Genomic DNA, 15,078 nt, shown 5'->3' on the forward strand with positions numbered 1-15,078 from the left:
CGTCTTGGCGTCTATTAATAGACTGTTAACAATCCCCGTCCCCGTGACGTTCCCGCAACCAGGTCAGCCGATGCCCGCAAAACTGTACCCCTTTATCGACATCGCCGTTCATGAGCGGGTCCGGGCGCATTTTGCCAGGGGCGATGCGGCCGTCCTGTTTTCACCGGACATGGGCCAGGTTCTGTGGGCGAACGGTGAAGGTGCCCTGCTGTTCGGTTTGCCGTCCATCTATGATTTCATCGATGGCGGCGCCAATCGCAGCGATGCCGCCTATCGCCAGCTGGACGCCGCCGCCCGCCAATTGGAGCGCACCGGCGACCGGCGGTCGTTCCTGATGCGCGTCGCTGCAGGCTTCCAGCGCGTTCCGGTCAATGCGTCGGTGGAGATGATCGCCGTCAGGCCCGGCGAAACGGCGATCCTGTTCGCCGCCCCCCGGCCCGGCAAGCCGCTTGCCGTTAAAGATATCGCGGCCAGGATGATTTCCGGCTTCGATGATCCGGACACCCATATGGCCGTGCTCGACGGCGAAGGCAGCGTTCTTGCCGCCTCGCCCGACTTTTCCCATCTTGCCATGACGCCGCAGACCTGCCGGGCGCTGGTGGCGGCCGCCGGTCGCGACAGCGACTGGCTGGTCAAGCGGCCGGTCCCCACCGGCAAGGGCCATCTGCCGGCAGCCATCGGCAAATTGTCGGATGATCCCGCCCTCTATCTTCTGTTTGCGGTGGAAACCATTTTGGGCAATCTCGATCCCGGCGAAGATTTCCACGACGAGACGGAAACAGATCCAGGGAAGAACAGTGTCGCTGCCGGCGCGGATATCGCCTCGCCCGCGTCGTCATCGGCGCTGCCCGGCGCGATGATCGACGAGATCGCGCGGATCGAGGATATTGCAGCGGATGGCGACGATTTCGTCGCGCCTTCGCACGAGGCAGAGATAAAGGATGGCGGTCCGCCGGTTGAAGACATCGGTCCCGGTGCCGAGGCGGATGTAACTGCCCCGGATGCGGCCATGTCAGGCGAGATTCCCACAGGTTCGGCGGCATTTGAAGAGCCCTCGATCGAAGAGACAAGCGTCGCACCGGCTGAGGCGGATGAGGACGAAACACCGCCGGCCGCGCTGGTCGAAACCATCGGCGATGCCGCAGACGGCAATGGAGCTGCTATCGCACCGGCAGGCGAACCGGCCCTTGAAATATCCGGGGACGCGACGGACATCCGTCCTGTTGATACTCCGGCCGAAACGTCGGAGATGCCGCAGACCTCGGCGGATGATGAAACCGCGCCGACCGAAGCGGCTCCGGGCGGTACGAATGACGCAAGCCCGAGCAACGAAACAGGTGACGAAGGCAGCGAGATCGCGGCGCGTCTCGACGACGAGGCATCGCTGGACGCATCCGCGCGGGCGGATGATGGCAATGACAGACAGGCCTTCGTTTTCGATCCCGATAGCCGCGCCGTGCGCTTCGTCTGGAAGATCGATGCCGATGGCCGGTTCAGCGAGATTTCCGATGAATTCGCAACCGCCGTCGGCCCGCGCTCCGCCGATGTTACCGGCCATGGATTTGCAGAACTTGCCAGGCGCTACCGCCTCGATCCCGACAATACGATCGGCGACCTCCTGCAACGCCGCGACACCTGGTCGGGAAAGACGATCCTGTGGCCTGTGGAAGGCACCAGCCTGCGGGTTCCCGTCGATCTTGCGGCCCTTCCGACCTATTCGCGCAACCGCGAATTCGATGGTTTTCGCGGCTTCGGCATCGTGCGGGTCGCGGATGCGGTCGAAGACGCGCAGGCAACCGGGCTGACACTCGGCACGACGGCGGATGCAACGACGATAGGCGAATCGACGCGCGAATATGCGGATGCCTCATCCGGGCCCGCGGAGCCGGACGCTTCCCCAAGCGAGATCGCGACGGCCTCCGACCCGACGGAACAGAGATCGCCGACGGCGGCGGCAGATGACGAAACGGCCGGCGATATCGACGCCGAGACGGTGGACGGTGCCCCTTCCGAGAACACGCTTGCTTCCGGGCAGGAAGACGCCCGAGGCGACGAGGCCGATCTTTTCGCGGACCTCGAAGACGGGTCGGTGCAAGAGGACACTGAAGACGGGCAGACTCTCGCCGGCGACGAACCGGAGGATCCCTTCCGGGGCGAACGACCGGCCTTGAAAATTGTGGAGACAAAGGGACGGCGCGCCTCCGACAAGGTCATCCAGCTCGATAATCACCGGCCGCAAGGCGGAGAGACGCTGACACGCAGCGAACAGGCGGCATTCCGCGAGATCGCCCGGCAGCTCGGAGACACGTTCGGCAAGCGCCCTAACGAGGATCTTGCCGCGCCGGACGAACCGCCGGAGACTATTGCGGAAGACGAAGCACAGGCATTCGAAGCGGCGGACAAGGATCATTTCGAAGGGCTGGAAGAGGTTCTCGAGCCCGCGTCTGATATCGCCGCAGAACAGGTGGCACCGCAGGCGCCAGCCGCCCTCGTGCCGGCGCGCACCAGCGGCAACAGCAGCCTGACGCCGGAATTTCTCGACAATCTGCCGGTTGCCCTTCTGGTGCACAGCGGCGATGACCTGTTCCACGCCAATTCCGAATTTCTGGCGCTCACCGGCTATGGCGACCTTGAGGCGCTGCGGCAGGAAGGCGGCATAGACGCGCTTTTCGCCGGCGACGAGGACGGGCTTCCCGACCTACCGGACGGCACGATGATGGTGATCCGCAGCGACGGCCATCTCGTGTCGGTGTCGGCGCGGCTGCAATCGATCCGCTGGGAGGACAAGAACGCCCTGATGATGGCACTTACCGCGCTGCACGCGCCGGCAGAGGCCGAGGACCAACCGACCGATCCGGTGGAGGAAGACGATACCGCGTCGGCGGTCGAGGCCCTGCGGATGGAGACGGAGGAGCTTCATTCCATCCTCGAAACGGCGACCGACGGTGTCGTCGTCGTTGGAGCGGAAGGCGAGATCCGTTCCGTCAACCGCTCGGCAAGCGCCCTGTTCAACTATGACGACGGAGAAATTCGCGGCCGGCCCTTTGCCATGCTGTTTGCCCACGAAAGCCAGAAGGCGGTGCTCGATTATCTCGCCGGTCTTTCCGGCCATGGCGTTGCCAGCGTGCTGAACGATGGCCGCGAAGTGATCGGTCGCGAGGCCTCCGGCGGCTTCATTCCTCTGTTCATGACCATGGGCCGGCTTTCCTCCTCGAACGGCTATTGCGCCGTCATCCGCGATGTCACCCAGTGGAAGCGCACGGAAGAGGAACTGCGCAATGCCAAGCGGGCGGCGGAAACGGCAAATGCCCACAAGAGCGATTTCCTTGCCCGGGTGAGCCATGAAATCCGCACCCCCCTGAATGCCATCATCGGCTTTTCCGACATGATGGCGAGCGAGCATTTCGGCCCGATCGGCAATCCCCGTTATGTCGAATATGCGGGCGATATCGGCCGCTCCGGCCGCCATGTCCTCGACATCGTCAACGATTTGCTCGACATATCGAAGATCGAAGCCGGCGAAATGGACCTGGAATTCACCGCCGTCGAGATCAACGATGCCGTATCCGAGGCCGTGTCGCTGATCCAGCCGCAGGCCAACAGCCAGCGCGTCATCATCCGCACCTCGCTTTCCACTGCCGTGCCGAGCGTGGTTGCCGACAACCGGTCGATCAAGCAGATCGCTCTCAATATCCTCTCGAATGCCATCCGGTTTACCCCTTCCGGTGGCCAGATCGTCGTCTCCACGGCCTATGAAGCTAATGGCAGCGTCATCCTGCGCATTCGCGACACCGGCGTCGGCATGACCCGGACCGAGCTTGAGCAGGCGATGAAACCCTTCCGACAGGTAACCACGGGTGCGCGCAAGCGCGGCGACGGTACCGGCCTCGGCCTGCCCCTGACCAAGGCGATGGCGGAGGCGAACAGGGCGCAGTTCTCGATCAATTCGGCCCCCAACGAAGGCACGCTGGTGGAAATTTCCTTCCCGTCACAGCGAGTGCTGGCCAATTGAGCCGACGCACCATCTGCGAAAAGCGGACAAAAAAAGAGGCAGCCAAGGCTGCCTCGATAATTGAATGCTAAACAGATGCTCGAGAAGTAGTGACATCATGTCGGCGAAACGGCATCTCTGCCGCAGAACCACCCTACACATCGGCTGGCCTCAAGTTGAGATCAACATGCGCTGCCATTCGTAAACGAAACCTTACCGCAGACCCCTCAAATTTTAGGCATTGACGGTAATGGCGTGAGCTTTGGTTAATCCGGGCGGCCGGAAATCCTTAACGCCGGCCGCATCAGCTTCGCAGTTCGGCAAGGTCGGCGTAAAGATCGAGCGCCTCGGGATTGGCGAGCGCCTCCTTGTTTTTAACCGGCCGTCCATGAACCACCTCGCGCACGGCAAGCTCGACGATCTTGCCGGATTTCGTACGCGGGATATCGCTGACGGCGATGATCTTGGCCGGCACGTGACGCGGGGAAGCACCGCTGCGGATTTTGGTCCTGATCGCCCTGGAGAGATCGTCAGTGAGATCCCTGCCCTTTGCCAGGCGCACGAACAGGACGACCCGGACATCGTCGTCCCAGTCTTGGCCGATGCAGATGGCCTCGGCGATATCGTCCATCTGCTCCACCTGGTTGTAGATTTCCGCCGTGCCGATCCGCACTCCGCCCGGATTGAGCGTCGCGTCGGAGCGGCCGTGGATGACGATGCCGCCATGCTCCGTCCATTCGGCGAAATCACCATGGCACCAGACATTGTCGAAACGCTCGAAATAGGCGGCCTTGTATTTTGCGCCGTCGGGATCGTTCCAGAACATGATCGGCATGGAGGGAAAGGCTTTGGTGCAGACCAGTTCGCCCTTTTCCTGGCACACCGGTTCGCCGTCGTCGTTCCAGACATCCATGGCAAGGCCGAGCCCCGGCCCCTGGATTTCGCCACGCCAGACCGGTTTCAGCGGATTTCCGAGCACGAAGCAGGAGACGATGTCGGTGCCGCCGGAAATCGAGGCCAGTTGCACATCCGGCTTGATGCCTTCGTAAACAAAGGAAAAGCCTTCCGGCGAAAGCGGCGAGCCGGTCGATGTCATCAGCCGCAGCGCCGACAGGTCATGGGTCGAAACCGGCGTGAACCCGCCCTTGCGCACCGCATCGATATATTTCGCCGATGTGCCGAAAATGGCGAATTGTTCGTCGCGGGCATAATCGAACAGGACATTGCCGTCCGGATGGAAGGGCGATCCGTCATAGAGGCAGAGCGTCGCTCCCAGCGCGAGGCCCGAGACCAGCCAGTTCCACATCATCCAGCCGCAGGTGGTGAAGTAGAAGAGCTTCTCGCCGTCCCTGAGGCCGCAATGGAAGCGATGCTCCTTCAGATGTTGCAGGAGCGCGCCGCCGGCCGAATGGACGATGCATTTGGGAATGCCCGTGGTGCCCGAGGAAAACAGGATATAGAGCGGGTGGGAGAACGGCAGCGGCAGGAATTCCAGCGGCTTGTCGGCAAAGGGCGCGATGAAGGCGGCAAGCGTTCTTCCGTCGTCGAGCGACGCTGCAAGCTCCTGCGCATCGCCGGCATAGGGGATGATCAGGGTTGGCACGCCGAGCGCCTTGACGACGGTCTGGACCTTGGCGCCGACATCCTGGCGCTTGCCGGCATACCAATAGCCGTCGCAGGCGATGAACAGCTTGGGCTCGATCTGGCCGAAGCGGTCGAGCACGCCCTGCTCGCCGAAATCGGGCGAACAGGAGGACCAGATCGCGCCGATCGATGCTGCCGCCAGCATCAAGGCGATGGTTTCCGGCATGTTCGGCATCATTGCGGCGATCCGGTCGCCCTTGCCGATGCCGGCGGCCGTCATGGCCTGCTGCAGGCGGGAGACCAGCGCGCGCAATTCGTCGCGCGAGAGGCGTGACTGCACCTTGTCCTCGCCACGGAAGACCAGCGCGTCAGCGCTTCCTGTGTGGCGCAGGAGATTTTCAGCGAAGTTCAGCGTTGCATCGGGAAAAAACCGGGCGTCCAGCATGGCATCGCCGTTCACCAATGCACGATCGCCTCGCTTGCCGATGACGCCGCAATGATCCCAGACCGCCGTCCAGAAATCGGAGCGCTGCGTGATCGACCAGTCGTGGAAGGCGTCATAATCGGCAAAGTCCTTCGAAAAGCGCTCTGCGCACCAATCGATGAACGCCTTCATCGGCGTCTGATCGATGAATTCCTGCGACGGTACCCAAAGAGGCCGATCTGTCTGCATGTTTATCCTCCGCTCCCAATTCCGCTTCTATATCATGCTGCGACGCGAGATAAACAGCGCGGATCAGCGATCCTGCCGCATTGCAATTCCCGGCCGGCCACCGCCATCGTCAGGCAGGCCTGCCGACGATGATCGGTGACGGGCTGTTGATCAGTGGGCGAAGGCCGCCTGCTCGTCTTTCACGCGCTGGAGTTCGCGCCGGCGCGAGACGACCGACGCAATCAGCACGCCGAGGGCGACGATGCCGATCAGGATGGTGCAGACGGCATTGATTTCCGGGGTGACGCCAAGGCGCACCTGGCTGTAGATCCGCATCGGCAGGGTCGTTGCACCAGGCCCCGAGGTGAAGTTCGAGATCACCAGGTCATCCAGCGACAGCGTGAAGGCAAGCACCCAGCCAGAGAAAACGGCGGGCGCGATGACCGGCAGCGTGACCTGCAGGAAGGTGGCGACCGGGGTCGCGCCCAGATCCATCGCCGCCTCCTCAATCGAGCGATCAAAGCTCAGAAGGCGGGACTGGACGACGACGGCGACGAAACACATGGTGAAGGTGATATGGGCAAGCGTCAGCGTCCAGAAACCGCGGTCGAAACCGATGGCGACGAACAGCAGGAGCAGCGAGAGGCCGGTGATCACCTCCGGCATGACCAAGGGCGCGTAGATCATGCCGGAAAACAGCATGCGGCCGCGAAAGCGCGTGTAACGCGTCATGGCGAGCGCCGCCAAGGTGCCGAGCACGGTGGCGATCGTCGCCGAGATCAGGCCGACGCGCACCGTCACCCAGGCGGCATCGAGAAGCGCCTGGTTATGGAAAAGCTGGACATACCATTTGGTCGAGAACCCGGCCCAGACGGTGACGAGCTTGGATTCGTTGAACGAAAAGATGACCAACAGCACGATCGGCAGATAGAGAAAGGCGAAGCCGAAGACGATCGAGGCGATGTTGAAGCGGGACCATCTGACCATGATTATCGCCCCTCGCCGTCGGCCTTGGCCTGCGCATGCTGAAAGAACATGATCGGCACGACCAGGATAAGGAGGAGAATGGTCGCCACCGCCGCCGAGACCGGCCAGTCGCGATTGGCGTTGAATTCGTTCCACAGCGTCTTGCCGATCATCAGCGTTTCCGATCCGCCGAGCAGATCCGGAATGACGAATTCGCCGACGGCCGGAATGAAGACCAGCATGCAGCCGGCGATCACGCCGGGCATGGACAGCGGAAAGGTGATGCGCCAGAAGGCCCGGATCGGCGTGCAGCCGAGATCCTGGGCCGCCTCGGTCAGGCTGAGATCCATCTTTTCGAGCGAGGAATAGATCGGCAGCACCATGAAGGGAAGATAGGAATAGACGATGCCGATATAGATCGCCCAATTGGTATTAAGGATGATCAGCGGCTCGTCGATCAGGCCCAGCGTCATCAGCAACTGATTGAGGAGCCCTTCCGGTTTCAGGATGGCGATCCAGGCGTAGACGCGGATCAGGAAGCTCGTCCAGAACGGCAGGATGACGAGCATCAAAAGCGTCGGACGGATGGTGCTCGGTGCCTTTGCCATGCCGTAGGCGACGGGATAGGCGATCAACAGGCAGACGACTGTCGAGATGACGGCGATCTTCAGACTGGAGATATAGGCATTCATATAGAGCGCATCGCCTGCCAGAAAAACATAGTTGGCGAAGGAGAACTGGCCGATCTTCTCCCCTATGCCGGAGATCCCGTCGGCAAAGTTGAAGGCCGGCAGATAGGGCGGCATCGCGATGGCGGTTTCCGATAGCGATATCCGCAGAACGATGAAAAAAGGTGCCAGGAAGAAGATCGTTAGCCAGGCATAGGGGATGATGATCACCAGCCGGTTGAACAGAGCCGATCCGAGTTTCGTCATGGGCCTCAATCCTTCAGCACGACGCCGGCATTTTCATCGAAGGAGATCCAGACTTCCTGATCGTAGCCGATCGGGTCCTCGACGGCGCGCACGGCGTTCAGCGAAGACGCTTTTACTACCTTGCCGCTCTTCAGCTTGACATGGAAAACCGTCATATCGCCGAGATAGCCGATATCCCAGATTTCGCCCTGCGCGGCATTCAGCGGCACGCCGGCCGGCTGGTCGCGGCTGACGCGGATCTTTTCCGGCCTGACGGCGAACCCGGCCTTTGCCCCCGGTGCCGGCTGCTCGGCCGAAACGACGCGCACCGCAAATCCGGCTTCGGTTTCGATCTGCACCCTGCCATTGTCGGCTGAAGAGACGGTCCCGTCGAATATATTCACGTCACCGATGAAATCGGCGACGAAGCGCGAATTAGGCGCCTCGTAGATTTCCGCCGGCGTCGCCACCTGCACGACCTTGCCATGCGCCATGACGGCGATGCGGTCGGCCATGGTCATCGCCTCTTCCTGGTCATGGGTGACGACCACGAATGTCAGGCCCAGTTGCTGCTGCAGGTCCATCAGTTCGAACTGGGTTTCCTCGCGCAGCTTCTTGTCGAGCGCGCCGAGCGGCTCATCGAGCAGAAGCACCTTCGGCCGCTTGGCAAGCGAGCGGGCGAGCGCGACGCGCTGGCGCTGGCCGCCGGACAGCTGGTGCGGCTTGCGCTTGGCGAATTTGTCGAGTTTCACCAGTTTCAGCATCTGCTCGACGCGCGCGGCAATATCGGCCTTGGGCATGCCGTCCTGCTTGAGCCCGAATGCGATGTTCTTCTCCACCGTCATATGCGGAAACAGCGCATAGGACTGGAACATCATGTTGACCGGCCGCCGGTAGGGCGGGATGCCGGCAAGGCTTTGCCCGTCGAGGATGATCTCGCCCGAGGTCGGCTGTTCGAAGCCCGCCAGCATGCGCAGAAGCGTGGACTTGCCGCAGCCCGAGGCGCCGAGCAGGGCGAAGAATTCACGCGGATAGATATTCAGCGAGAGATCATCGACGGCGACGAAATCACCGAATCTCTTGGTGACGTTGCGAAAGACGATGAACGGTACGGATGTGGGATCTGCCCAGGGGGCAAAGGAACGCCGGATACTGCCAAGTGACTTCATCGTCTCACCCCGAATGACACGCAAACCGCCGGTCCTTTCCAGTGCCGGTGGTCAAAAGAGAATTGCCCGGATTTTCTTGATCTCCGGGCAATTCCTTTCACTTACTGGCCGGTCACGACCTTGGTCCACATGCGCGTCAGCACCCGTTGCGATTTCGCGTCAAAGGGCGTCACCGTAAAGAGCTTGGCCATCACCTCCGCCGGCGGATAGATCGCGGTGTCATCCATGACCTCCTTACTGACGAACTGCTGGGACGCCTTGTTACCGTTGGCATAGAAGACGTAGTCGCTTGCCTTGGCGATGACTTCCGGCTTCATCATATAGTTGATGAAGGCGTGGGCTTCCTCAAGATGCGGCGCGTCGGCCGGAACGGCCATGACGTCGAACCACATCTGGGCTCCTGTCGGCGGAATGGAATAATCGACGGAGACGCCGGCCTTCGCCTCGGCTGCACGGTCGCGCGCCTGGAACACGTCACCGGAATACCCGATGGCCAGGCAAATATCGCCATTGGCAAGCGCGTTGATATATTCGGAGGAATGGAACTTGCGGATGAAGGGGCGAACCTTCATCAGCGCTTCTTCAGCCTTGGCGAGATCCTCCGGCGCATGGCTGTCGGGGTTGAGGCCGAGATAGGCCAACACGGACGGTACGACGTCGGTCGGGGAATCGAGAAGGTGAATGCCGCAGTCCTTGAATTTGGCCGCGACCTCCGGATTGAACAGCACGTCCCAGGTCGGCTTCTCGTCGGTACCGAGAATTTCCTTCATCTTCTCGACATTGTAGCCGATGCCGGTCGTGCCCCACATATAGTCGACCGCGTATTCGTTGCCGGGATCGTAGGTCGCCACCCGCGTGGTGATCTCGTCCCACATATGGGTGATGTTCGGCAGCTTCGACTTGTCGAGCTTCTGGAAGACGCCGGCTGCGATCTGGCGCTGCAGGAAGGTCGCAGTGGGAACGACCACGTCATAGCCGGTGCCGCCGGCAAGCAGCTTGGTTTCCAGAATCTCGTTGGAATCGAAGACGTCATAGACGACCTTGATGCCGGTCTCCTTGGTGAAATCCTCAAGGATGCTGGCATCGATATAATCGGACCAGTTGTAAACGTTAACGACTTTCTCCTGCGCAACGGCAATCGTTGCAGACCCGCTGAGGATCAGCGCTGCAAAGGCGGTGGCAATCTTTCGCGACATGAAATTCCCCTTTTTATCAGGACGGCCAGGGTGCACCATCGCTGCGCGCCCATCAGCCAAAACCCGTATGCGTTTGGGAAGTTAGGCATGTTTTCCGTCAACCACAAGCGCTTTTACGCGATGAAGCGCCAGTGAGCGGGCCAGCACAAATTTACCGATTGCTGCAAAAAGCTGAATCATTTCAGCGCGGCACCTGATCTGCGTTTTAGCCGCATGGAAAAAAGCCGGCGACGGCGCGGCTCGACGCGCTTCGGTGGCTTTCATTTTTGCTTAACCATGCCGGCGAGGTGTTTTGTCCGTGTAGAGCCCGCTTCAAGTCGCGGCATCCGGCGGCCGAAACAGCTACTGGAAGTCGAAGACGCTTAGCCCGGTTACCATCTCGTCAAGCCCGAGCGGCCGGGTGACGGGCGGCTCGGCCCTCGCGGGACAGCCGCGCCGTTCGCAGAGCCGGCAGGCCGGTCCGCCCGCGACCGTTGCCAGCGGGACATCGCCATAGATGGTTTCGGCTGCATGGGCGGCATCGCAGCCGAGCAGCAGGGCCGTGCGGCGGACGCGCTCGCCAAAGCCGCCGCGAAGCCCCTCCACCGTGCGCGCGATGACCAGGTAATCGCCACCGCCGAAAATATCGACCCTGTCCGCCAGCACCTGTCCGGCCTGCAGAAACGCGGCATGGATATTGAGCTTGGGACAATGGCCGCCGAAACGCGCCTGTGGAAAACCCTGCGCGCCGACCCTGCGCAACCGATGCCCGGCATGGTCCACCTCCAGCAGGAAGAAAGGCACGCCCGTCGCCCCCGGGCGCTGCAATGACACCAGCCGGGTGGCCGCCTGCTCGAAGGACACCTGGAAGCGGGCGGCGAGAACCTCGACATCATAACGGGCGCGCTGGGCGGCACCAAGAAACGCGCCATAGGGCATCATCACGGCATGGGCCGCATAGCGAGCCAGTTCGAACCGGGCGATCCGCCGCGCCTCGCCGGTCGTGAGTCCCAGTTGATCCAGTTCGGCAGCCATCGCGTCCGGGAAAGCGATCTGGGCGGCCTCCATGGCGATCTCGCGCAACTGGTCCTGCGCCGACAGCCGTTCGGAGAGGAACAGCCGCATCGAATGCCGGTCGAAGCGGCGGCGCAGATCCGGCATCACATGGACGGGCAAGGCCCGTACCGACAGGCCATGTTCCCTGCGCAGCCAGGCCTTCAATGCAGCGGAAAGATCATCGCCCGGCGAAAGGCTGCCGTGAAAGGCCTCGGCCGCCTCGTCGATCCGGGCAAAATGATAGGGACGCGTTTCGAGCGTCTCGCGCACCTCGTCCATCGGCAGGCGGGCATCGGAAAGGGCCGCCATATGCCCCTGGTCCGACAGGAGCGCGCTCAGATCCTTGAGCCGCGAGGACTGTTCGCGATAGGCGCGATAGAGCTTCAGGACGCCCGTGGCGGCATTGGGCGCTGCTTCGGCGACCTCGATCAGTTCCTGGTCTCCCGGCAATTCGCCGGCCAGCAGCGGATCGGCAAACATTTCGCGCAGTTGCGACACGCTGCCGGTGGCTTCTCCCTGCAGTTCATCGAGATCGACCCGGTAGACCGAGGCAAGCTTCAGAAGCAGTTGCACGGTCAACGGACGCTGGTTGCGCTCGATCAGGTTGAGATAGGAGGGCGAGATGCCCAGCGCCTCGGCCATGGCCGTCTGCGTCAGCGCCAGGCCGTTGCGGATGCGCCGGACGCGAGCGCCGGCAAAGATCTTGTTTTCCGCCATTTGTCACGCCTTTTACAGTTCCACAGAAGCAGAGATTTTACAATATTTACAGAATTACAATTTTGCCTTGTCAAACACAAGACATGATAACCCGTTTCCTGCCGCTGAATTGCCTTTTGTTCTGGCGACCTTCGGCAGTGCATTGTAACAACTGTCATAGAAATTTCCACACCCAGCCGCTCGCAATCAAAACGAACAGCGGCGCCAGAAAACTGCAGGAGAGCATGCCATGACAGATTTTTACAAACTGGTCCCGGGAGCACCGGCGGGCCGTTTCGACGGGATCGAGCGCCCCTATACGGCGCAGGATGTCGCGCGGCTGCGGGGCTCGGTACAGATCCGGCATACGCTTGCCGAAATGGGTGCAAACCGGCTGTGGCAGCTGATCCATGAGGAGGACTTCGTCAATGCGCTCGGCGCCCTTTCCGGCAATCAGGCGATGCAGATGGTCCGCGCTGGGCTGAAGGCGATCTATCTCTCCGGCTGGCAGGTCGCGGCGGACGCCAATACCGCATCCTCGATGTATCCCGACCAGTCGCTCTACCCGGCCAATGCGGCGCCGGAGCTGGCAAAACGCATCAACAGGACGCTGCAGCGCGCCGACCAGATCGAGACATCGGAAGGCAAGGGCCTGTCGGTCGACACCTGGTTCGCGCCGATCGTCGCCGATGCGGAGGCCGGCTTCGGCGGACCGCTGAATGCCTTCGAAATCATGAAGGCCTTCATCGAGGCGGGCGTCGCCGGCGTTCACTACGAGGACCAGCTGGCCTCCGAAAAGAAATGCGGCCATCTCGGCGGCAAGGTTCTGATCCCGACGGCGGCGCATATCCGCAACCTCAACGCCGCCCGGCTTGCCGCCGACGTCATGGGGACATCGACGCTGGTCATTGCCCGCACCGATGCGGAAGCCGCCAAGCTGCTGACCTCCGATATCGACGAGCGCGACCAGCCCTTCGTGGATTATGATGCCGGCCGCACGGTCGAAGGTTTCTACCAGGTGAAGAACGGCATCGAGCCCTGCATTGCCCGTGCCATCGCCTATGCACCACATTGCGATCTGATCTGGATGGAAACCGGCAAGCCCGACCTCGAGCAGGCCCGCAAGTTCGCCGAGGCCGTGCACAAAGTGCATCCGGGCAAGAAGCTCGCCTATAATTGCTCGCCCTCGTTCAACTGGAAGAAGAACCTCGACGACGCCACGATCGCCAAGTTCCAGCGCGAACTCGGCGCCATGGGCTACAAGTTCCAGTTCATCACGCTCGCCGGCTTCCACCAGCTCAATTTCGGCATGTTCGAGCTGGCGCGCGGCTACAAGGACCGGCAGATGGCCGCCTATTCGGAGCTGCAGGAGGCGGAATTCGCCGCAGAGATCAACGGCTATACCGCGACCAAGCACCAGCGCGAAGTCGGCACCGGCTATTTCGATGCCGTGTCGATGGCCATTACCGGCGGCAAGTCTTCGACGACCGCGATGCACGAATCGACCGAACACGAGCAGTTCCGCCCGGCGGCGGAGTGAGTGACGCCCAATTCAACCGAGGAGCACGACAATGACAGTACAGACACGCGTCAAGGAACGGGCCGAGGAACAATCGTCGGCCATGACCCCGGAACAGCAGGCGATGATCCGCATGGTGGCCAATGATCTGCACCGCCTCAACCATGCCGTCATGAAGGCGGTGGAGGCCGGCGTTTCGGTCGAACTCGTCCGCTCGGCCCGTCACCATGGCGGCGAGGGAAACTGGGGCGACCTGCTCATTCCGGTGATCGTCACGCAGGGACGCAACTGATCGACCGATACAACCTGACAAGGCCCGGCGGGACAACCTCGCCGGACCTTGTCGTTCATGGGTCGATATCCGCTCCGGCCTAGACGGAAACAGCGGGACGCCTGCCGGCAAACAGGTCGCCATGGCTTTTGAGCAGCCTTGTCATGCGGTCGGCGACCATGCGGATCTCGCGGCGGTGGCGGTCGTCATTGTTCATGACGATCCACTGGTCATGCCGCAGTTCGGCGATTTCACCGCCGATCCGCTGCAGGCGCATATCCACATCGCCGACGAAACAGGGAAGGACGCCCGCCCCCGCGCCGGCAAGGATGAGATCGCGCAGGGACCGCGGCCGGTTGACGGTCACGGCAATGTCGGCGCCGGCATAACGGTGCGGCCATTGCAGATAGGCGGAAATCGCCTCCTCCTCGGCGACCGCGATAAAAGCCTTGGCTGTTCCGGCGCGCGCCGTGCGCGCCCGGTAGACGGCATAGGCGACAGGGCCGATCTTTAGCGACGCAAGATTGGCCTCCTCCGGCACAAAGGCGCGGATACCGATGTCGGATTCCCGGTGCGCCAGGCTTGCACGCCGCTCGACAATGAAGAAATCGAGACGAAAATCATCGCGGTCCGTTCGCAGATCGGAAAAATTGCGACCTAGGAACCACGAAACCCAGGTGCCGGCGGCGATGCGGACCAGGGCCGGCGCGCTGACATGCGCCTTCCATGTCTCGATGGCCCGGCTGGCCGCCTCCATATCGAGAAGCTGATCGAACAGAGCCTGGCCATCCCTCGTCAGGACATAGCCGGTCTGGCTGCGGATAAAGAGCGGACGGGCCACCTCCCGTTCCAGCTCCAGCATCCGCCGGCCGATCGTCGCGGGGCTGAGGCCAGAGACCAGCGCCGCTCCCGTCAGCCCACCGTGGCGGGCGACAGCAAGGAAAATCTGATAGGCATCCCATCCGGTGTTTTTCATCAGTGAAAAACTTAGCTCATTTACGGCGGTTTATAAAGACGATCTGCACGCCTAATTGAAGCGATGCCTCTTGGAAAGGAGCATTGCCATGCTGGAGATGACGGGATTT

11 protein-coding genes are annotated in these 15,078 nt (G+C 61.8%); 3 read left to right on the plus strand and 8 right to left on the minus strand.

The window, feature by feature from the left end:
• Nucleotides 1-70 precede the first annotated feature (70 nt).
• Nucleotides 71-4,012: an ATP-binding protein gene (locus ASD31_RS03445; RefSeq protein WP_056329450.1), complete on the plus strand. Its 3,942-nt coding sequence runs from the start codon at nt 71-73 to the stop codon at nt 4,010-4,012.
• Between the two features lie 283 nt (nt 4,013-4,295).
• Here the strand turns inward: ASD31_RS03445 and ASD31_RS03450 are convergent, their stop codons facing one another.
• From ASD31_RS03450 to ASD31_RS03475, 7 genes are all read right to left on the minus strand, one after another.
• Complete coding sequence (locus tag ASD31_RS03450; protein ID WP_056329453.1) at nt 4,296-6,248, minus strand: acetoacetate--CoA ligase; 1,953 nt, start codon at nt 6,246-6,248, stop codon at nt 4,296-4,298.
• Nucleotides 6,249-6,398: 150 nt separating this feature from the next.
• Nucleotides 6,399-7,217 (minus strand): ABC transporter permease, encoded by an 819-nt coding sequence (locus tag ASD31_RS03455; protein WP_200952123.1) that lies wholly within the window; start codon nt 7,215-7,217, stop codon nt 6,399-6,401.
• Nucleotides 7,217-8,128 (minus strand): ABC transporter permease subunit, encoded by a 912-nt coding sequence (locus tag ASD31_RS03460; protein ID WP_056329459.1) that lies wholly within the window; start codon nt 8,126-8,128, stop codon nt 7,217-7,219. Before ASD31_RS03460 ends, ASD31_RS03455 begins: the two co-directional genes overlap by 1 nt.
• A 5-nt stretch (nt 8,129-8,133) precedes the next feature.
• Entirely contained in the window at nt 8,134-9,276 is a 1,143-nt protein-coding gene (locus tag ASD31_RS03465; RefSeq protein WP_056329462.1) for an ABC transporter ATP-binding protein, read from the minus strand.
• Between the two features lie 101 nt (nt 9,277-9,377).
• Nucleotides 9,378-10,472 carry a polyamine ABC transporter substrate-binding protein gene (locus tag ASD31_RS03470; protein WP_056329464.1) on the minus strand — a complete coding sequence of 365 codons (1,095 nt, stop codon included), beginning with the start codon at nt 10,470-10,472 and terminating at the stop codon, nt 9,378-9,380.
• An 81-nt stretch (nt 10,473-10,553) separates the two neighbouring features.
• Complete coding sequence (locus ASD31_RS25740; RefSeq protein WP_156392496.1) at nt 10,554-10,736, minus strand: hypothetical protein; 183 nt, start codon at nt 10,734-10,736, stop codon at nt 10,554-10,556.
• A gap of 78 nt (nt 10,737-10,814) precedes the next feature.
• Nucleotides 10,815-12,224 (minus strand): helix-turn-helix domain-containing protein, encoded by a 1,410-nt coding sequence (locus ASD31_RS03475; RefSeq protein ID WP_056329467.1) that lies wholly within the window; start codon nt 12,222-12,224, stop codon nt 10,815-10,817.
• Nucleotides 12,225-12,453: 229 nt separating this feature from the next.
• On the opposite strand from ASD31_RS03475, the gene aceA reads away from it, so the two are divergent.
• Together aceA and ASD31_RS03485 are read left to right on the plus strand one after the other, a co-directional pair.
• Entirely contained in the window at nt 12,454-13,743 is a 1,290-nt protein-coding gene (aceA, locus tag ASD31_RS03480) for an isocitrate lyase (RefSeq protein ID WP_056329470.1), read from the plus strand.
• Nucleotides 13,744-13,774: 31 nt separating this feature from the next.
• The gene (locus ASD31_RS03485) at nt 13,775-14,014 is read left to right on the plus strand and encodes a hypothetical protein (protein WP_056329474.1); all 240 of its coding nucleotides are present in this window, start codon (nt 13,775-13,777) and stop codon (nt 14,012-14,014) included.
• 79 nt (nt 14,015-14,093) lie between these two features.
• On the opposite strand, the gene ASD31_RS03490 is transcribed toward ASD31_RS03485, so the two are convergent.
• On the minus strand, nt 14,094-14,969 hold the full coding sequence (locus tag ASD31_RS03490; RefSeq protein WP_056329477.1) for a LysR family transcriptional regulator: 876 nt from the start codon (nt 14,967-14,969) through the stop codon (nt 14,094-14,096).
• Between the last annotated feature and the right edge of the window lie 109 nt (nt 14,970-15,078).

This window comes from Rhizobium sp. Root482 (genome assembly GCF_001426565.1).
Classification (GTDB): Bacteria; Pseudomonadota; Alphaproteobacteria; order Rhizobiales; family Rhizobiaceae; genus Pararhizobium.

What these genes read in the sequence shown, in the direction of transcription:
- ASD31_RS03450 (WP_056329453.1), bottom strand. Translation starts at nt 6,248, where the DNA reads ATGCAGACAGATCGGCCTCTTTGGGTACCGTCGCAGGAATTCATCGAT.
- ASD31_RS03490 (WP_056329477.1), bottom strand. Translation starts at nt 14,969, where the DNA reads ATGAAAAACACCGGATGGGATGCCTATCAGATTTTCCTTGCTGTCGCC.
- aceA (WP_056329470.1), top strand. Translation starts at nt 12,454, where the DNA reads ATGACAGATTTTTACAAACTGGTCCCGGGAGCACCGGCGGGCCGTTTC.
- ASD31_RS25740 (WP_156392496.1), bottom strand. Translation starts at nt 10,736, where the DNA reads ATGAAAGCCACCGAAGCGCGTCGAGCCGCGCCGTCGCCGGCTTTTTTC.
- ASD31_RS03485 (WP_056329474.1), top strand. Translation starts at nt 13,775, where the DNA reads ATGACAGTACAGACACGCGTCAAGGAACGGGCCGAGGAACAATCGTCG.
- ASD31_RS03445 (WP_056329450.1), top strand. Translation starts at nt 71, where the DNA reads ATGCCCGCAAAACTGTACCCCTTTATCGACATCGCCGTTCATGAGCGG.
- ASD31_RS03460 (WP_056329459.1), bottom strand. Translation starts at nt 8,128, where the DNA reads ATGACGAAACTCGGATCGGCTCTGTTCAACCGGCTGGTGATCATCATC.
- ASD31_RS03470 (WP_056329464.1), bottom strand. Translation starts at nt 10,472, where the DNA reads ATGTCGCGAAAGATTGCCACCGCCTTTGCAGCGCTGATCCTCAGCGGG.
- ASD31_RS03465 (WP_056329462.1), bottom strand. Translation starts at nt 9,276, where the DNA reads ATGAAGTCACTTGGCAGTATCCGGCGTTCCTTTGCCCCCTGGGCAGAT.
- ASD31_RS03475 (WP_056329467.1), bottom strand. Translation starts at nt 12,224, where the DNA reads ATGGCGGAAAACAAGATCTTTGCCGGCGCTCGCGTCCGGCGCATCCGC.